Below are 18419 nucleotides of genomic sequence, written 5' to 3' on the forward strand. Positions count from 1 at the left end.
AATTTTTCTGCAACTGCTGACAGCCCAACTCGCTCGCCTGTCTCCAAAGCCGGTGCTACGTTCCTCCTGAAATGAAATCCCATGACGAGGAGAAAAGCATGGCAACGGAAAAGGTCGCGATCATCACCGCCGGCGGCAGCGGCATGGGGGCGGCAAGCGCGAAACGTCTGGCCGCCGATGGTTTCAAGGTCGCCATCCTCTCCTCCTCCGGCAAGGGCGAGGCACTGGCAGCCGAACTCGGCGGCATCGGCATCACCGGCTCCAACCAGTCGAATGATGTCCTGAAACGTCTCGTGGACACGGTGACGGACAAGTGGGGACGGATCGACGTCCTGGTCAACAGCGCAGGCCACGGTCCGCGCGCACAGATCACCGAAATCACCGACGAACAATGGCATACCGGCCTCGACGTCTACCTGATGAACGTCATCCGTCCTGTCCGCCTTGTGACCCCGATCATGCAGGCCCAGAAATCCGGCGCCATCGTCAACATCTCCACCGCCTGGGCTTTTGAACCGGCGGCGATGTTCCCGACCTCGGCGGTTTTCCGCGCCGGGCTCGCCTCCTACACGAAAATTTATGCCGATACCTATGCGGCCGACAATATCCGCATGAACAACGTGCTGCCCGGCTGGATCGACAGCCTGCCGGCGACGGAAGAGCGTCGCGACAGCGTTCCGATGAAACGGTATGGCACCAGTGACGAGATCGCCGCCACCGTCGCCTTCCTCGCCTCGGAAGATGCGGGCTATATCACCGGCCAGAATCTGAAGGTCGATGGCGGCCTGACGCGTTCGGTCTGAGCCGATTACCTTCGCTCATCGAGGACGCAAATGTATCCCTCGATGAGCGAATCTTCACAAGCCGAGTAAATGAGCAAAATATTCTCAACTGCCCGATTTTTTGGCTTTTTCCTCTCCTGCAAAACCCAAGGCTTTCCTAGATAACACATCATCCAACGAATACCGGCCAGACCGACCGGCTGATGATAAGGAAATGCAAAATGAACTGGCTGAAAACCATCGCCGCTGCCGCCGTGCTGCAGGCTGTCGCCATCACGCCCTCGCTCGCCGGTGAAAACCTCGATCAGATCAAGGCCGCCGGCGTGATCAAGATCGGCACCGAAGGCACCTATGCCCCCTTCACCTTCCACGATGCCGCCAACAAGCTGGTCGGTTTCGATGTCGAAATCGGTGAAGCCGTCGCCCAAAAACTCGGCGTCAAGGCCGAGTTCGTCGAAGGCAAATGGGACGGCCTGATCGCAGGTCTCGACGTCAAGCGTTACGACGCCGTCATCAACCAGGTCGGCATCACCGAGGCCCGCAAGCAGAAATATGCTTTCTCCGAGCCTTATATCGCTTCCAAGGCGGTCCTGATCGTTCGTGACAACAACGACGACATCAAGTCGTTCGAAGATCTGAAAGGCAAGAAGTCGGCCCAATCGCTGACCAGCAACTTTGGCAAGCTCGCCGAAGCCGCCGGTGCCGAACTGGTCGGCACGGATGGCTTCGACCAGTCGATCCAGCTGGTTCTGACCCGCCGCGCCGATGCCACCGTCAACGACAGCCTGTCTTTCCTCGATTTCAAGAAGAAGCAGCCTGACGCACCGGTAAAAATCGTCGCGGAAAAGGCCGATGCGGATTATTCCGGCATCATCGTGCGCAAGGGCGATGATGATCTGGTTGCCGCCATCAACAAGGCGATCGCCGACATCAAGGCCGACGGCACCTACAAGACCATTTCCGACAAATATTTCGGCGCGGACGTTTCCAAATAAGCGATCTGTTCCGCTGACGGAAATTACGTCATTATCGGTTTTCAAACACGCCCGGCGATTTTCGTCGGGCGTCGTATTTTTTGAGGTTCCGCCGTGCCGCACTGGCTTCAATTGATGATGGATTCGCTACCCACCCTGCTCTGGGCCGGCATCAAATTCACTATCCCGCTGACACTCCTGTCATTTACTTTCGGGCTCGCATTGGGCCTGCTGACCGCTGTCGCTCGCCTTTTCGGCCCCATGCCGATAGCTGCCATCGCGCGTTTCTATGTCTGGATCATTCGCGGAACGCCGCTGCTCGTACAGCTGTTCGTGATCTTTTACGGCCTGCCCAGTATCGGCATCCTGCTCGATGCCTTTCCGGCCGCCCTGATCGGCTTCACGCTGAACGTCGGTGCCTACACGTCGGAAATCATCCGCGCCGCAATCTCGTCGGTGCCGAAAGGTCAGTGGGAAGCAGCATACTCGACAGGCATGAACTGGTCACAGGCGATGCGCCGCACCATCCTGCCGCAGGCCGGTCGCGTCTCTGTGCCGCCGCTGTCGAACACGTTTATTTCGCTGGTGAAGGACACATCGCTTGCCGCCGCCATCACCGTGCCGGAACTGTTCCAGTCGGCCCAAAGAATCGTCGCCACCACCTATGAGCCGCTGATTCTCTATATCCAGGCCGCCCTTATCTATCTGGCACTGAGTTCCGTGCTTTCTCACCTGCAATCGCGGCTGGAAGTGCGATTCGCCCGTTACGGCGGCATGCTGGAGGCCAACCGATGATCGAGCTTTCCCATATCGAGAAGAAATTCGGCGACACCGTCATCCTCAAGGATATCTCGCTGACCTTCCCGGAAGGCAGCGTCACCGCCCTCGTGGGCCCGTCCGGCGGCGGCAAGAGCACCCTGCTCCGCTGCATCAACCTCTTGGAACAGCCGACGGCCGGCACGGTGCGCATCGGCGATGAAGCCGCAACCTTCGCGCCCGGCAAGAAGGCCGCATGGTCGTCGGTGCAAAAGCTGCGCAGCCAGACCGGTATGGTGTTCCAGAACTTTCAGCTTTTTCCGCACCGCACGGCGATCGAAAACGTCATGGAAGGTCTGCTCGTCGTGCAGAAATGGTCGCGTGAAAAGGCAAAGGCGCGCGCCATGGAACTGTTGACCAAGGTCGGTATGGCGCACAAGGCCGATGCATGGCCCGCCAACCTTTCCGGCGGCCAGCAACAGCGCGTCGCCATCGCCCGTGCGCTTGCCCCCTCACCAAAAATACTGCTCTGCGATGAACCTACGTCCGCGCTCGACCCGGAACTGTCGGCCGAAGTGGTGGATGTGCTGGGCACTCTGGCGAAGGAAGGCACGACCATGGTGATGGCAACGCATGATCTGCGCCTCGCATCACAGGTCGCCAATCTCGTCGTGTTTCTGGAAGCCGGTCAGGTGGTGGAAACCGGCAATGCCGAACAGGTTTTTCGTAACCCCACCCACGAGCGCACGAAACGCTTCGTGTCGTCAATCAACGCGGCACAGACGCTCTGATCGGTGCATGCCAATACTCCGGCCCATGACCTGGGCCGGACAATCACCCGAGGAGAAAATTGTTGTCGGGCGTCGCAACGCTAATGGTGACAATCTCCCGGTCGCCATAGGCACGTGCCGCCGCAAAGGGATCGGCCCCGGCAATCGCCTCTGCATGTTCACGGTCCCGACATCGCAACACGATAACGGCCGTACCGTCTTCGCAAGGGCCGCAGAGCAAAAGCGTTCCGTCCGAATGCAGCGCCTTCAGCCACGCCACATGAGCAGCCACTACATCGGTTGTCATCCGCTCCGGGCGCGCACCTCTCAGGCGAACCAGAAACTCTTGCCCGCTCACGACGCCTCCGCCTGCAGCAGCGTTTCCGACATCGTCGCGCCGAAAACACTCTCGAAAGCCTCGCGCAGTCGAATATCCACATCCGCCATCATCACCGGCAGGCCGAGATCGACCAGACTGGTGACGCCATAACCGCTGATACCGCAGGGCACGATCCCTTCGAAATGGGAAAGATCCGGCTCCACATTCAGCGCCAGCCCGTGAAAACTCACCCAGCGGCGCAGGCGGATACCGAAGGCGGCGATTTTGTCCTCCGCCATGCTGCCATCGAACAGCAGCGGCTTCTCCGGCCTCTTCACCCACACCCCGACTCGGTCCTCACGGCGCTCGCCACGCACATTCATGCTGTCCAGCGTGCGAATAATCACTTCTTCCAGCGCCGCCACATAGGCGCGCACATCCGGCCGGCGGCGTTTGAGATCGAGCATCACATAGGCCACCCGCTGCCCTGGTCCGTGATAGGTGTATTCACCGCCCCGGCCTGTGGAAAACACCGGAAAGCGATTGGGCTCGATCAGGTCGGCCGCATTGGCGCTGGTGCCGGCCGTATAAAGCGGCGGGTGCTCCAGAAGCCAGACGAGTTCGTCCGCTTTACCCTCCGCAATCGCCGCCACTTCGCGTTCCATTTCGGCGACAGCGTCCTCGTAGCCGATGGGACAGTCCGAGATTCGCCAGCGGATCGGTGGAAAACCTGCCTGTGGAAACATCGAAACATCGAGATCTGTGCGCAGCGACATATTTTTTATCCATATTTTTCGAGGCCTTGGCGGCCAGAACCCCTGCAAAGCCGGGAGTTTTTGCCTATCATCTCTATATAGGAATTCACAGGCGGATTTTATCTTCAAAAATCTGTCACGGTCCCCTTGTGTCTGCAAAATCCTTTTGCTAAATGCTCCCTCGCCGGCGCAAGTCGGCACCTACCACGATGCGGTCGTGGCGGAATTGGTAGACGCGCAGCGTTGAGGTCGCTGTGGGGCAACCCGTGGAAGTTCGAGTCTTCTCGACCGCACCAAATAAACCCGGCTTCGGCCGGGTTTTTTCTTTTCCGGCAACAGCTTAGAAAATCACACTGTCCCACGCTTCGATGGCTCGTGGGACACGGCGCGCGGCAGCGCCAGCGTTTGCCTCCCCTTTCAGATCCATTGGATCATGGCGAATTGACAACCGCGCGCGCCATTTGGTTTGACGGGCCTTTTTAATGCGTTATCCTTGGCTTGGACCATTCACGATATTGCCGTGATGCTTTCGGCGAATGCTGTTGGTAATGTCCAAAGAACTGCAACTTTGCCGGCAGCAATTTCGAAACGGCGAAGGCCAACGATTGCCCGGGATTGTCATGCAAGCCATTTGCGCAGTGCCTGCCCAGAATGAGTACTCAAATCAGGCGCCTCGTGCCTATGAAGCCGATCAGCTTGTTGCGCTTGCGCATTTTCGCGACGGCCAACATCTGACCGCGACGGAATTGCTCGAGGCACACCGCCTTCTGCCGAAGCGGGTTCGTTATGTCGCCGATATCCAGCGTTTCATGCTCAGCCACGCAGCCATGGCACTGCATCTTGAACATACGCTCGATCCCGCCAACCCCGGCGTTACCGCCACCAATCTGCTGCGCTTCTTCGAAAACACGCCCGCCGCCAGCAAGAACACCGTTCTCGCTTTCCTGGTTGAGATGCGGCACTACAATTTTGTCGAACCGCTCGATGAGGGCGACCGTCGCAGCCGCGCCTTCCGCGCCACGACGGATACGGAGCAACTGATCCGCTTCTATTTCGACACCCATTCGCGCGGTCTCGATTGCATGGATGGCGGCAAGCGAGCGGCGTTGCTTGCTGCCCATCCGCGCCTGCTGCATCTTGCCCAGCCGCATTTTGCGCGCACGCTTCTGCACAATTCCAAATGGCGCAATCCGCCGGAAACCATTGCCGGCTTCACCAAGTCCGACTCCGGCAGCAGCGTCATCCATGATCTGATCGCGCGCGTACCGCGGGGCGATCTCGGCTCGGAGCCGATCTGGATCGGCAATGTCTCCGCGACTGAAATCGCACGACATTACGTAGTCTCCACTACCCATGCCGTAAGGCTGTTTTCCCGCGCGAAGGCACAGGGACTGATCGGCTGGCAGGGCGCAACCAATCGCGGTGAGTGCTGGATTTCGCCTGTCCTCGTTCAGGATTATCACGACTGGCAGGCCGAAAAATTCGCAGCCATCTCCGCCGCCATACGGTTCGCCTGCGAAAAAGCCGGCATCACCTCCGCCTGATCACGCCTTTCGTGGCTTGCATGCCGCGATCGCCCGTGCTCCACAGAGGCGCAGGCCACGCGAAGGTAAACACATGACAGCCCTCACCGCCGAAAACCCCATGAAGGGCATGGCCCTGATGGCGAGCTGCATGCTTGTGCTGCCCATCATGGACGCAATCGCCAAATACATGGCGACCTTCGAAACGATGTCGCCCGGTCAGGTCACTTTCTATCGCTTCTTTTTCCAGCTTGTGGCGCTGCTGCCGCTGATGCTAATCGTCACGCGCGGACTGATCGTTGCCAAACGCCCCTGGATGAACCTCCTGCGTGGCGCCATCCACGGTGCGGCCAGCCTGATGTTCTTCACCGCGGTCAAATACATGCCGCTCGCCGATGTTTTCGCCATCTATTTCGTCGAACCGTTCATGCTGACGATGATGTCGGCAATCTTTCTCGGCGAACGCGTCGGCTGGCGTCGATGGGCAGCCATCATCGTCGGCTTCGGCGGCGCCATGATCGTCATCCAGCCCAGCTATGCGATATTTGGCTGGACCGCGCTTTTGCCAGTCGTCTGCGCCTTCCTTTATACGCTTTACCTGTTCATGAACCGCGCGCTTGGCGATGGCGACAGCCCGCTCGTCATGCAGACCATGGCCGGGCTCGGCGGCACCCTGTTTTGCGCGGCAACGCTGGGTATCGGCAGCGGCCTCGCCATCCCGGATTTCGAGATCAGCCTGCCAGGTTCGACGCTTGGCCTTTTTCTTCTCGTCATGCTGGGTGCCATTTCGGGCTATATCCATCTCGTCGTCGTGCAGGCGTTCCGGCTTGCGTCGCTGTCTCTCCTGGCGCCCTTCCAGTATTTCGAGATCATCTCCGCCACGGTGCTGGGTTATGCGCTTTTCGGTGATTTCCCGACCGCCTCGAAATGGCTCGGCATCGCCATCATCGTTGCTTCCGGCTTGTTCATCATCTGGCGTGAACGTGTCAGGGTGGCACAGTCGACAACGGCCTGAAACATGACGATGATCTTTCGTTAACCGGTCTCGTTGTCGCGACCTCAACCTCTGGCGATTATGCTCCATTTCAGTTTCATGATGAAACGGAGACAATGATGGGCGATGATCGCTTTTCTTTCCCGGCATGTGTCATCGCCGGGAAACGCCGGCTTGATGTCGACGACCTCTTGATGCTGCGCAAACATGCGTTTTCCGACGGTATTCGCACAGAGGACGACGCGCACCTGCTGCTGGCCATTCACCGCGCCTGCGCCTCGTCCTGCCCGCAATGGGATTGCTACGTGATCGAAAGCATCGCCGCCTATGCCGTCAACCGACAGCATCCGCGTGGTTGGCTGGACGCCACCAATGCCGACTGGCTGATCGAAACGCTTTCCGTCGATAACGTGGTGCTGAGCCCGCTGGAACTGGAAATCATTCTTCACGCGCTCGACATGGCCACATCGGCACCGGAGCACCTTTCTGCATTCGCACTGGATCAGATGCGCTACGGCCTTGCCCCCAACAGTAGCAATGCCTACGCGCTCAGCCGGCCGAGCCGCAATCCGGGCATTGATCTCAATGATCTGCATTACCTCTGGCGCGTGCTGCGCAGCGCTTGCGAAAGCGGACGCCTTGTCCTTTCAACCATCGAACGCGACGTTCTGCAGGCAATCGATGCGATCGCCGAACCACGCCTTCATCACACTGGCTGGAATACGCTCATCGCTTCGCTGCACCTACGCCCGACGAATCCGAAGAATGACCGTTCGGCATGGCTGCAGGTTCAGGATGAGACATTGCCCGAAAAATCACATCAGGCCGCATGAACGGATTGCTAAATTTGCGATCCATCAAATGCAATCTTTCGCCTCAACCGGAGCGGAACAAACCTGTGCCATAGTGCATCAAACCCGAATTGAACCCGCGGCGCGCGGCTGGAAAGGCCTGCCTTGACGACGACCGTTTCCATCATCCTGCTTGTGTCGATCAATATCGGCCTCTTGTGGCTGATGATGGCGGCCCCGCTCGGTCATCGCACCATCACGCTTCGCCGCATCTTGGCGCACGATCCCGAAAGGCTACGACAGGCGATCCGCCCTCAAGGCGATCTCACCGACTGGAGCCCGGACATCACCGCCGTGCGTTACGGCCGGTCATCCGGTCTCGAAGACGGCCAGGTCGAAATGAGCATGCGTTATCCGGATCGCCGCGGCCAGCCGGTTCGCCGTCTCTATGACGTAACGGAAATGGCAACCGACGGCGCGGTCTATGCCAGCAGTTCGAAAATCATCGCCGACAGCACGCTCGCCAACTCGTTCTGGCACAGTTTTCGCGATGAAAGACGGATCGAACCCGCAGATGGCGGCGCCGTAATCACCATCAGTCAGACAGACCATTACCGCGGCCTCGCCTTTTATCTGTTTCGTTTTTTCGCCATGCGGCGCGAAATGGCGGCGCTGGAAGGCTGGCTGGACACCGGCAAACGGCATGACCGCAGCCTGTTCACGCATCCGCTGACGCAGATCGGCCTCGCAGCCCTGTCCACGCTGATGCTGTGGCCCTTCTTCGGCCTCACCGAAAAGGGGCTGGCGATATCGATCATGCTCACTCTGGTCATCATCCTGCATGAACTCGGGCATATTGCTGCCTATCGGGCCTTCGGGCACGAACGGGTGATGCTGATCTTTGTGCCGATGCTCGGCGGCATTGCCATTGGCGGACGCCCTTATCGCAGCCGGTTTGAAATCGCCACCTGCGCCTTGATGGGCGCCGGCATGTCGGCCTTTATCGTGCCTATCCTCGTTCTCGTTCACAACCTGTCCGCTCTCGACACGCGCATCCTGCCGGCCGCCGTGCATCTGCCATCGGCGGTCCTGCTGCTGATTCTCGGTGCCTTCAACCTGCTCAACCTTCTGCCGATGTCACGTTTCGACGGTGGCCAGGTGGTTCGGCAAGTATTTCCGGACAGGCGCATGCAGGTGCTTGCCAGTTTTGGCTTGACGCTGGTCATCCTTCTTGTCTGTTATGAAATCGGCGTTCCGCCTACGGCCCTTGTCTCCGGCTTGGCGATCATCACGCTGATAAGCCTGATCGGTTTTCGAAAAAATGTGATGCGTGACGAACTGGAACAGATGCAGCCCGGAGAAAGACTGATGGCCGGCTCGGGTCTTTACGCTGCCGTTACTATTCATTCCTATGCTGTCATTAACGCTTGCCAAATTCTATTCCATTAATGTCTGGAATTGACGCACTTCAATTCTGAGCCTTTTAACTGGGTACCATGAAAACAGATAATCCCGTACTTCCACTCGGTTATTCCGACATGCCGCCCGGCACGATCGCCACCGTTGTCACCTGCCTGGAAATGCGCGAGCGCCCCCAGTTGCCGTTGAACTCGACCGACGATGCGCTGACACTGCGCCATTGGCACCAGCCGGATCTCAACGAGTACCGCGAACTGTTCCGCAATATCGGGGCACAGTGGCTGTGGTCGGCCCGTTTGACGATGAGCGACGAAAAACTCGCATCCATCCTCAATGACCCGCGCGTTGCCATCTATATCCTCAAGGATGCCGGTCGGCGGATCGGCCTGCTGGAACTGGACTTCCGTCACGATAACGAGTGCGAACTCGCCTATTTCGGTCTGGTCGAGGATTCCGTCGGCAAGGGTGCCGGCCGTTTCCTGATGACCCATGCGATCGAAAAGGCATGGGCACGCCCGATCGACCGATTCTGGGTCCATACCTGTCATCTGGACTCCCCGGCCGCTCTGCCCTTCTACAAGCGCATGGGCTTCACGCCGTACAAGATCATGGTCGAAGTGCTCGACGATCCGCGTCGCAGCGGCGTCGTTCCCAACACCGCAGCGCCGCAGGTGCCGTTGATCGGCCTTTGATACAATCACTGAATTGCGACTTGTCATGCCTCTATCCGGCTTGAGCCGGATGGTGTTCCTGTGCGAATGTCCGAACAGATTCTGACAGATAGCTAGGAGAAACAGAATGGACGTACGCGCCGCAGTCGCCGTTCAGGCCGGCAAGCCGCTGGAAGTGATGACGGTTCAGCTGGAAGGCCCCAAGGCCGGCGAAGTGCTGATCGAGGTCAAGGCGACCGGTATCTGCCACACCGACGATTTCACGCTGTCCGGCGCCGATCCGGAAGGCCTGTTTCCGGCCATTCTCGGCCATGAGGGTGCGGGCGTCGTCGTCGATGTCGGCCCCGGCGTCACGTCCTTGAAAAAGGGGGATCACGTCATCCCGCTCTACACGCCGGAATGCCGCGAGTGTTATTCCTGCACCTCACGAAAGACGAACCTCTGCACCTCCATCCGCTCGACGCAGGGACAGGGCGTGATGCCGGACGGGACGTCGCGCTTTTCCATCGGCAAGGACAAGATCCACCATTACATGGGTTGCTCGACCTTCGCAAATTTCACCGTTCTGCCGGAAATCGCGCTCGCAAAGATCAATCCTGACGCGCCCTTCGACAAGGTTTGTTACATCGGCTGCGGCGTCACCACCGGCATCGGTGCGGTCATCAACACGGCCAAGGTCGAGATCGGCTCGACGGCGATCGTCTTCGGCCTCGGCGGTATCGGTCTCAACGTGCTGCAGGGCCTGCGCCTTGCCGGCGCTGACATGATCATCGGCGTCGACATCAACAACGACCGCAAGGCCTGGGGCGAAAAGTTCGGCATGACGCATTTTGTCAATCCGAAGGAAGTCGGCGACGATATCGTGCCCTACCTCGTCAACATGACGAAGCGCAACGGCGACCTGATCGGCGGCGCCGACTATACGTTCGATTGCACCGGCAATACCAAGGTCATGCGCCAGGCGCTGGAAAGTTCGCATCGCGGCTGGGGCAAGTCCGTGATCATCGGCGTTGCCGGCGCGGGCCAGGAAATCTCCACCCGTCCGTTCCAGCTGGTGACGGGCCGCAACTGGATGGGCACGGCCTTCGGCGGCGCACGCGGCCGCACCGATGTGCCGAAGATCGTCGACTGGTACATGGAAGGCAAGATCCAGATCGATCCGATGATCACCCACACGATGCCGCTCGAGGACATCAACAAGGGTTTCGAGCTGATGCATTCAGGCGAGAGCATCCGCGGCGTGGTGGTCTATTGACCACCTCACCAACCTACACGCCCCCAACCTACACGACAGACGTGCGGAGACTGGAAGATTTCTCCGCCGTCGATCTTTACGCCATGCTGAAAATGCGCGTGGACGTGTTTGTCGTCGAGCAGGAATGCGCCTATCCCGAACTCGACGGCAACGACCTCGACTGTCTGCACCTGCGCCTTTTCGAGGGCACGGACCTGCTGGCATGTGCCCGCCTCTGGCGCCCGTCGCCGGATGTCCTGCCGCGGATCGGCCGCGTTGCGGTCTCGCCCGATCATCGTGGCAAGCGTTTGGGCGAAGCCCTGATGCGCGAAGCGGTCATCGAATGCGAAAAGGCCTATCCCGGGGAAGCGATCGAAATTTCGGCGCAGGCACATCTGCAGAAATTCTACGGCTCGCTCGGCTTCGAGCGAACTTCGGAAGAATATGTCGAGGATGGCATTCCGCATGTGGACATGGTGCGGCAGGCAACCGCGCCGACCTGACGAAGCCTTCTGGCTTCGTCGCCTCCGGCCTGATAAACTGGCGCCATCAGCATCGGAAACGACCATGGCTCAATCCGCCGCAATCATACTGACGCAGCACCAGCAGGACATTGTCGAACGTCTCGTGAAAACAGGGCGATTCGACGGCGTCGAAGACGTTGTTTCGGCTGGCCTGAAGCTGCTCGAAAAACGGGAGGTTCAGGCTGATAGTTTGATTGCGGAACTGGAATCAGAAATAGAACGCGGGCTAGCCAGCGGCGATCCGGCGCCGATGGAATCGGCAACGGACCTGTTGCTCGATTTTCGCAGCCGGAGATAGCCAGTCATGGGCGTCATTATCCGTCGCCCGCAGTTTCGTCAGGACATTTTCGACATCTGGACCTTTATCGCGCGAGACAGCGAAACAGAAGCGGATCGTTTTGTTCTGGAGCTGGAAAAGCGCTATCGAACATTGTCCGAAAACCCCGCGATAGGTATTCGGCGTTTCCCCAAATACCCGGCAATACGAATGTTTCCGTTTCGTCGTTATCTGATCATCTATGAGCCGTTGGCGGACGGCACGGGCATCGAATTGGTTCGCCTGCTGCATGCCGCCAGAGACTACCATCGCTATTTCAACGAATGAGCCCATGCCGCAAATCTATGTCGACGCCGATGCCTGCCCGGTAAAACCGGAAATCCTGAAAGTGGCCGAACGCCATAATCTCGAAGTCACCTTTGTCGCCAATTCGGGCCTGCGCCCCTCGCGCGATCCCATGGTGAAAAACGTCATCGTCTCGGCCAGTTTCGATGCTGCCGACGATTGGATCGCCGAGCATGCGGGCAAAAACGACATCGTCATCACCGCCGATGTGCCGCTCGCCGTTCGCTGCGTCGCCAACGGTTCTCTCGTCACCGGCCCCACCGGCCGCGTGTTCGACGAAGGCAATATCGGCATGGCCAGCGCCATGCGCGATCTCGGCCAACATCTGCGCGAGACCGGCGAGAGCAAGGGTTACAACGCCGCCTTCTCTCCGCGTGATCGCTCGAAATTTCTGGAAACGCTGGACAGGTTCTGCCGCCGCGCCAAATCTGGCGCTTGAGGAAATTCATCGGAGACGGGGTGAATGTCGAATACTGCGGACAAAGCCCCATGGTGGCAATGGCGACGCCAGCGCCATGGCCCATTCTTCCTCGCCGCCATCGCCGCGATCTTCTCCCTGCCCGCGCTGATCTGGCTCGTTCCCGATCTGGCGGCAGCGCTGTCTGCCATCACGTTTTTCGTCATCTATCTCGGCCTGATGGCTGAACGCATTCCGCATCTCGATGCCGATCGTTTCGAGGCCAGCGGCCAGAATACCGACGAACCTGCGCCGATCATCCTCGCCGTCACGCTGATTGCCGCGATCGTCGCCCTCGTCACCCTGTTCGAGGCGCTGAACGACAAACTACCATCGGGCATCCTCGATGTCACCATCGGTTTCGCCGCCGTCATTCTCGGCTGGCTTTCGATCCACACCATGTTCGCCATGCACTATGCACATCTTTACTGGCGGCCCGGCGACATGCGCGACGAAAAGCCGGTCGGAGGGCTGGATTTTCCCGGCACTGACCGTCCCTCGGCTTATGATTTCCTGTATTTCTCCTACATCATCGGCATGACCGCGCAGACATCGGATGTCGAAATCACCGCCACCGATATGCGCAAAATCAACCTCCTGCACTCGGTCGTGTCTTTCTTTTTCAACACCTTACTGGTAGCCGCTGCAGTCAACGCCGTCGTTTCTCTGGCAAGCTGACACCTCAAGATTAAGGAACCCGACGATGAAGGTCCTCTCCCAGAACACTGCCTTTGGTGGCATGCAGGGCGTGTTCGCCCACGATTCGGAAGCACTGAAATGCGAAATGACCTTCGCCGTCTTCGTGCCGCCGCAGGCAATCACCGAGCCGCGCCCGGTTCTCTGGTATCTCTCCGGCCTCACCTGCACCCACGCAAACGTCATGGAAAAGGGCGAATATCGCCGTCTCGCCGCCGAACTCGGCCTGATCATCGTTTGCCCGGATACTAGCCCGCGCGGCAGTGATGTGGCCGACGAGGTCACCAACTGGCAGATGGGCAAGGGTGCCGGCTTTTATCTCGACGCCACCGAAAAGCCCTGGGCCGAACACTACCAGATGTATACCTACATCACCGAGGAACTGCCCAATTTCGCCAGCCAGCATTTTCGCATGGACATGACCCGCCAGGGCATTTTCGGCCACTCCATGGGCGGCCACGGCGCCATGACGATCGCCCTGAAAAACCCCGACCGTTTCAAGAGCTGCTCCGCTTTCGCGCCGATCGTCGAACCCTCGACGGCAGACTGGTCAGCCCCGGCGCTCGAAAAATATCTCGGGCCCGATCAAGCCACATGGCGTCAGTATGATGCCTGCGCACTCGTCAAGGACGGCGCCCGTTTCCCCGAATTCCTCATAGACCAGGGCACTGCCGACAGTTTCCTCGAAACCGGCCTGCGCCCAAAACTGTTCGAGGAAGCCATCAAGGGCACCGATATTGGTCTGACACTGCGCATGCACGAGCGTTACGACCATTCCTACTATTTCATCTCGACCTTCATGGACGATCACCTGCGCTGGCATGCAGAACGCCTCGGCTGATCACCAATCTCCGAAGCCGGCATATCGTGCCGGCTTCACCGTCCATCACGTGTGCGACCTGACCTGTCCCGCTGCATATCGGCGACGTCCTGTCGCAAACCGGTCGCTGACTTGCCAACGGATTCGGCGATTTTGCCCAACGAGGCCATCCGCTGGTGTTCGGCGGGATGCCTGTCCGGCTCTGGCAGGGCCACATCGGCCCTAACGCCATCGAGTGTCGCACGAAGTTTTGCGATTTCCGCCCGCGACGCCTGTTTCACGGAATGCCTTTCGTGATCGTCAGCCGCCACCCTCAGAACCTCGGCGAGCTCGGGCCGCAACGCGCCAAAACGTTCCAGCCGCCGCACCTGGGAATCGGACAGATAGCCTTGCGCACGCGCCGCGGTGATGACGGCTACGGCAGCGACAGCGCCATCGCCTTGAAACGGTGCCGCAGCCTTCCTGACCGTCCTGATAGCGCTGGTGATCAGCCCCGCCCGGATGGCCGGGTCCATGTCGTGAAAATGCCTGGTCAGCATCGCGCCTGTGACGGCAATACGGGTGGGATATCCGCTTTGCAACGCGGCGGCAGCCGTCACATCGGGGCCGAAGCGTTGCAGCTTTCCTGCAATGGAGGACAGCAACACTTTTTCACGGTCAGCGAGAAGCTCGCCGATGCCCGGCCGGCTCATCGTCAGTTTGTGCTGATCGGCGAGATGCTTTTGGGTCAGATGACCGTCAAGCTTGGCTTCGACGAAAACATCTGCGGCTTGATAGTGCGCCGCCGTATTCGGCGGATTGCTGCGCGCAGCAAAGATATCGGAATCACTGTGTTGAACTGGATCCCCCCGATCACCAAGGGTCTTGATAACGTCATCGATCAGGCGCGAACGATCACGCTTGGTGATGTCGCGGAAATGCGGCACCATCGCACCGATGGCCTCGCCGCGCACCTCACTGTCGGGAATTGCCAGTATCTTGTCGGCAAGCCGGGCGTTCTCATCGGCTGACCTCAGTTTCAGGATCGGGCCGATGGCCTTGATATAATTCATTGCGGGAACCGGCGCTTCGTCGCGCGGTACTCCGTAGGTCAGCCATTCGGTGTCCGGCAAATGCTGCTTCACGACCGCGGCGTGCAGGTCGTTTGCAAAGGACCTGAGCTGTTTTATCCGATCTTCCGCATCGCGGACCGTGACCGACTTGTCGGCACTTCCGTCCAGCTGGCGGGAAACCCTCCTGAAGGCGCTGATGTTGCGCGCGGTTTCCCGGGCATTGTCGGTCACCATATGGGAGGCAATCTCCGCATGCATCTCGGTGGGCAGGCGCCGCAGATGATCACGACCGGGCGCGTCGAGCGGCGTTGCACCAAGCCGTTTGACCGGCTGCCTCTCCTCGTTGTCACGCCTGCTCTGCGTCATGGTCACCGCCTCGAAAATTGCGGCGCTGACGAAATATCCAACACCCGCCCGGCGATTATAGCCGGGCGACAATGCCGGAAAAGCATGATCGCGTTTCAGCTGTAGCAGAAGCGGCCGGCAACGGAAAAGCCGGCCGCCACGGCCACGATGCCGTTCAGCGTTTGTCCACGGCCCAGGCGCCCGGGCCCGCGCAGACCAGATACAGGAAGATGAAGCAGAACAGGATGGCCGGTTCGCCACCGTTCAGCGCCGGCCAGAAGCCTTTGGATGCATGCGCCATGAAATAGGCGACTGCCATCTGGCCTGCGAGGATGAAGGCTACAGGCCGGGTCAACAGACCAATCACCAGCAACGCACCGCCAATGATTTCGAGAAGTGCCGCAATCAGCATCAGCGGCGGCAGCGCGCCATCCCCCATCGCCGCCGGAAAACCGAACAGCTTCATCGTACCGTGTTCGATGAAAAGCAGCGCCGCCATGATGCGCAGCACTGCCAACGCCTGCGGGCGATATGCACCCAATCTGTCGAAAAACTGCATCTGATCCTTCTCCCTGAAAGAATCGCGCCGCTCAGGCGCCATGCCAATATTGGCATGGATCAAACTTCACTCAATATGTCAGGAAATCAATCGTTTTTCCGAATCCACCGTTCGCTGTCGGCCATCACCGCCCGGCCAGTGCCGAGGCGATCGTCGACTGCCGTCCGCCATCGAGCTTGAACTCGGCCGCCACCCGGTCGGCAATCTTCGCCGCCAGCGCCTCGTCACCACCCCTGTCCTTGCCGAACACGGTCGTTGATACGGTGAATGTCGCGCTGGCAATCCTCTCGCCCGTCGTGACCGAGGTCGCGTCCACCGTCACCTTGGCTTCATGGCGTCGCCCGAACAGGATCGGCAGGCCACCGGCGCGGGTAATACGCACGGTTAGAATGGCGCGCGGCAGGGACATGCTGCGGACCGTCGCGCGAATGGCCGCGTCGATGCGGCGGTCTGTGCCGGCGACCAATGCTGCGGGAATATCCGGCTTGGCGGCCACGAACGAGCCGCGCACGTCGTAAACCGGCCCACCGGCACGCGTCGTATCGGCCGTCTTCATGCTGAAGGACATCAGCGCAAGCGCGGCGGAAGCAACAATCAGAAGGCGGCAGGCGGAGCGGAACATGGATACAAAGCCCGGATGACGACGTGTCCGGGATGATCCGCTTTCACGGTTAGAATTCGGTTAAACTGCAAACGATCCTGTTCAGGATTTCAACGCCAGAAAACTCTGAGACGCCGCCATCATGTCCACAAATCGGTTGGCGCGGCGCGCTTCGGCTTCCTCGTCCGTGCCCCAGTGTTCGATCGTCCAGTCCTCGTCGAGATGGGCAAGCGCCCAGGCCTCGTCCATGGAAATGCGACCTTCGGCAAAGGCCAGCGCCAGAATGGCGGAACCGGTGAGCGAGGTGATCGTGTGCAGCGCCGCCAGCGCCACCGGGTTTTCGTGGTTTCGCAGCCGTGCTCCGAACGCGGCAATCGCCTCGCGTGGCTGCTCCTGCGGCATGATGCCCTCGATCAGGATGAAACGCGCACCAAGATCATCGGCTGCCCAATCCAGCACAGGGTCCCACTGCGCACGCTGGCGCTCGACAAGACCTTCCGGCTCGTCGGCGCGGTAACACAAAGCATCACTTGCCGAAAAGCGCAGCATGTCTTCCACGACAGCCTGCGGATCGGAGGCAATGCCGTCGATTGCGGTATTGACGAGGCGCGTGATCGGCATGGTCGCCGGGTTGACGACCTCCGTCTGCGCATCCCATTCGTCACGCAGTAGCGCCGCAAGCGCTGCCGTCGGTGCCACCAACTGGTTTTTCGCCGGCGTTTTCACCGCGCGACCGTCGAGATGGATGGCATGGCCGTCTTCAGACACGGCCACCGTCACGTCCTTGTAAAAGCGCTTTGGCAACGGTTTCAGCATCTGGATCTGCGCGCGGCGCGTCGGATCCTCATGGGTCAGGCTGATATTCGTGTCGGAAAGAATGTCGCGCATAAAAACCTCAGCCGATCAACGGCAGCAATTCGCTTGGATGGTGAACGATATGGTCGGCGCCGGCCTCGTTCAGCTCGGCAACGGAGGCATAACCCCAGGCAACGCCGATGGCGGTGGCACCCGCTGCCTTGGCCATCTGCATATCGTAAATGGCATCGCCGATGACAAGAGTATCGGCAGGTTTCACGCCCATCACGTCACAGCATTCGGTCACCATGGCCGGATGCGGTTTCGACGGGCAATCGTCGGCAGTGCGGCCAACGACGAAATATTGGTCAAAGCCGTGAGTCGACATCACCATGTCCAGCCCGCGACGCGACTTCCCGGTCACCGCGCCGAGCAAAAGATCATCGCGCGGGCCAATGGTGTCGATCAGTTCGCGGATGCCGTCGAATAACGGCTCCTTATAGTCCAGGTCGGCGCGCACCACCGTAAACAGCGATTTGTAATGCGCCATCATCGCCACGGCTTCGTCGTCGGCATGCTGTTTGCCTTGCATGCGGGCAATGGCGATGTCGAGCGTCAGGCCGATGATCGCCTTGGTCGCTTCGAAAGTCGGTTCGGGCTTGTCGAAGGCAACAAAGGTACGGCGCATGGTTTCGTGGATCAGGCCGGCGCTGTCGACCAGCGTGCCGTCGCAATCGAAAAGAACGAGTTTCATCATCTGCCTTCGGTCTTGTCGCTGAGAAGCTTTCGCAAAAGCTCCGTATTTTCTTTCACAGCAGCCGTATTTTCGCGCGTGACCGCGACGAAATCCTCGGTCAGCCGAACCGCCTTCTTCTGGCTGCGCATGGCCATAATGACGATGAAGCCGATCATGCCGACAAAGAACAACGGGATGCCGATGCCAGCGATGAACTCAACCAT

Annotated in this window: 24 protein-coding genes and 1 tRNA gene; 17 read left to right on the top strand and 8 right to left on the bottom strand. The window is 59.5% G+C overall.

Annotated elements, in window-relative coordinates; translation table 11 throughout:
• Positions 1–98: 98 nt before the first annotated feature.
• From J2T09_RS07030 to J2T09_RS07045, 4 genes are all read left to right on the top strand, one after another.
• Complete coding sequence (locus J2T09_RS07030) at positions 99–803, top strand: SDR family oxidoreductase (RefSeq protein ID WP_306832646.1); 705 nt, start codon at positions 99–101, stop codon at positions 801–803.
• Positions 804–1003: 200 nt separating this feature from the next.
• Positions 1004–1777, top strand: coding sequence for an amino acid ABC transporter substrate-binding protein (locus tag J2T09_RS07035; protein WP_306832648.1), 774 nt, complete (start codon positions 1004–1006; stop codon positions 1775–1777).
• Between the two features lie 93 nt (positions 1778–1870).
• A complete protein-coding gene (locus J2T09_RS07040) occupies positions 1871–2551 on the top strand; it encodes an amino acid ABC transporter permease (protein ID WP_306832650.1) in 681 nt (226 codons plus the stop codon).
• Positions 2548–3303 (top strand): amino acid ABC transporter ATP-binding protein, encoded by a 756-nt coding sequence (locus tag J2T09_RS07045; RefSeq protein ID WP_306832653.1) that lies wholly within the window; start codon positions 2548–2550, stop codon positions 3301–3303. Before J2T09_RS07040 ends, J2T09_RS07045 begins: the two co-directional genes overlap by 4 nt.
• 43 nt (positions 3304–3346) lie before the next feature.
• Here the strand turns inward: J2T09_RS07045 and J2T09_RS07050 are convergent, their stop codons facing one another.
• Together J2T09_RS07050 and lipB are read right to left on the bottom strand one after the other, a co-directional pair.
• Positions 3347–3589, bottom strand: coding sequence for a YciI family protein (locus tag J2T09_RS07050; RefSeq protein ID WP_306832654.1), 243 nt, complete (start codon positions 3587–3589; stop codon positions 3347–3349).
• A gap of 47 nt (positions 3590–3636) precedes the next feature.
• Positions 3637–4377 (bottom strand): lipoyl(octanoyl) transferase LipB, encoded by a 741-nt coding sequence (gene lipB, locus J2T09_RS07055; RefSeq protein WP_306832656.1) that lies wholly within the window; start codon positions 4375–4377, stop codon positions 3637–3639.
• 190 nt (positions 4378–4567) lie between these two features.
• Between lipB and J2T09_RS07060 the strand changes: the two genes are divergently transcribed.
• From J2T09_RS07060 to fghA, 13 genes are all read left to right on the top strand, one after another.
• A tRNA-Leu gene (locus J2T09_RS07060) sits at positions 4568–4652 on the top strand.
• A gap of 324 nt (positions 4653–4976) precedes the next feature.
• Entirely contained in the window at positions 4977–5900 is a 924-nt protein-coding gene (locus J2T09_RS07065; protein WP_306832658.1) for a hypothetical protein, read from the top strand.
• Positions 5901–5973: 73 nt separating this feature from the next.
• Positions 5974–6894 carry a DMT family transporter gene (locus tag J2T09_RS07070; protein ID WP_306832660.1) on the top strand — a complete coding sequence of 307 codons (921 nt, stop codon included), beginning with the start codon at positions 5974–5976 and terminating at the stop codon, positions 6892–6894.
• A 98-nt stretch (positions 6895–6992) separates the two neighbouring features.
• Entirely contained in the window at positions 6993–7706 is a 714-nt protein-coding gene (locus tag J2T09_RS07075; RefSeq protein ID WP_306832662.1) for a hypothetical protein, read from the top strand.
• A gap of 123 nt (positions 7707–7829) precedes the next feature.
• Entirely contained in the window at positions 7830–9113 is a 1284-nt protein-coding gene (locus tag J2T09_RS07080; RefSeq protein WP_306832664.1) for a hypothetical protein, read from the top strand.
• A 47-nt stretch (positions 9114–9160) separates the two neighbouring features.
• A complete protein-coding gene (locus J2T09_RS07085; protein ID WP_306832666.1) occupies positions 9161–9775 on the top strand; it encodes a GNAT family N-acetyltransferase in 615 nt (204 codons plus the stop codon).
• Positions 9776–9881: 106 nt separating this feature from the next.
• A complete protein-coding gene (locus tag J2T09_RS07090; RefSeq protein WP_306832668.1) occupies positions 9882–11009 on the top strand; it encodes an S-(hydroxymethyl)glutathione dehydrogenase/class III alcohol dehydrogenase in 1128 nt (375 codons plus the stop codon).
• Positions 11006–11491 carry a GNAT family N-acetyltransferase gene (locus J2T09_RS07095; RefSeq protein WP_306832670.1) on the top strand — a complete coding sequence of 162 codons (486 nt, stop codon included), beginning with the start codon at positions 11006–11008 and terminating at the stop codon, positions 11489–11491. Before J2T09_RS07090 ends, J2T09_RS07095 begins: the two co-directional genes overlap by 4 nt.
• Positions 11492–11555: 64 nt before the next feature.
• Positions 11556–11810, top strand: a complete 255-nt coding sequence (locus J2T09_RS07100) for a ribbon-helix-helix domain-containing protein (RefSeq protein WP_306832672.1) — start codon at positions 11556–11558, stop codon at positions 11808–11810.
• Positions 11811–11816: 6 nt separating this feature from the next.
• Entirely contained in the window at positions 11817–12116 is a 300-nt protein-coding gene (locus tag J2T09_RS07105; protein WP_306832674.1) for a type II toxin-antitoxin system RelE/ParE family toxin, read from the top strand.
• Positions 12117–12120: 4 nt separating this feature from the next.
• The gene (locus J2T09_RS07110; protein ID WP_306832676.1) at positions 12121–12573 is read left to right on the top strand and encodes a YaiI/YqxD family protein; all 453 of its coding nucleotides are present in this window, start codon (positions 12121–12123) and stop codon (positions 12571–12573) included.
• 24 nt (positions 12574–12597) lie between these two features.
• Complete coding sequence (locus J2T09_RS07115) at positions 12598–13269, top strand: DUF1345 domain-containing protein (protein ID WP_306832678.1); 672 nt, start codon at positions 12598–12600, stop codon at positions 13267–13269.
• A 25-nt stretch (positions 13270–13294) separates the two neighbouring features.
• A complete protein-coding gene (fghA, locus tag J2T09_RS07120; RefSeq protein WP_306832680.1) occupies positions 13295–14128 on the top strand; it encodes an S-formylglutathione hydrolase in 834 nt (277 codons plus the stop codon).
• A 35-nt stretch (positions 14129–14163) separates the two neighbouring features.
• Here fghA and J2T09_RS07125 read toward each other — a convergent pair whose 3' ends face one another.
• The 6 genes from J2T09_RS07125 to J2T09_RS07150 all read right to left on the bottom strand — a co-directional run bounded on the left by J2T09_RS07125 (position 14164) and on the right by J2T09_RS07150 (position 18419).
• Entirely contained in the window at positions 14164–15597 is a 1434-nt protein-coding gene (locus tag J2T09_RS07125) for a hypothetical protein (protein ID WP_306832684.1), read from the bottom strand.
• A gap of 82 nt (positions 15598–15679) precedes the next feature.
• Positions 15680–16063: a DoxX family protein gene (locus J2T09_RS07130; RefSeq protein WP_306832686.1), complete on the bottom strand. Its 384-nt coding sequence runs from the start codon at positions 16061–16063 to the stop codon at positions 15680–15682.
• 124 nt (positions 16064–16187) lie between these two features.
• Positions 16188–16685 carry a hypothetical protein gene (locus J2T09_RS07135; protein ID WP_306832688.1) on the bottom strand — a complete coding sequence of 166 codons (498 nt, stop codon included), beginning with the start codon at positions 16683–16685 and terminating at the stop codon, positions 16188–16190.
• An 81-nt stretch (positions 16686–16766) separates the two neighbouring features.
• Complete coding sequence (locus J2T09_RS07140) at positions 16767–17552, bottom strand: ATP12 family chaperone protein (RefSeq protein WP_306832691.1); 786 nt, start codon at positions 17550–17552, stop codon at positions 16767–16769.
• A 7-nt stretch (positions 17553–17559) separates the two neighbouring features.
• Positions 17560–18213 (bottom strand): HAD-IA family hydrolase, encoded by a 654-nt coding sequence (locus J2T09_RS07145; protein WP_306832693.1) that lies wholly within the window; start codon positions 18211–18213, stop codon positions 17560–17562.
• Positions 18213–18419, bottom strand: coding sequence for a hypothetical protein (locus tag J2T09_RS07150; RefSeq protein WP_306832695.1), 207 nt, complete (start codon positions 18417–18419; stop codon positions 18213–18215). The genes J2T09_RS07145 and J2T09_RS07150 overlap by 1 nt, the downstream gene beginning before the upstream one ends.

The organism is Neorhizobium huautlense (assembly GCF_030811685.1).
GTDB classification, from domain to species: Bacteria; Pseudomonadota; Alphaproteobacteria; order Rhizobiales; family Rhizobiaceae; genus Neorhizobium; species Neorhizobium huautlense_A.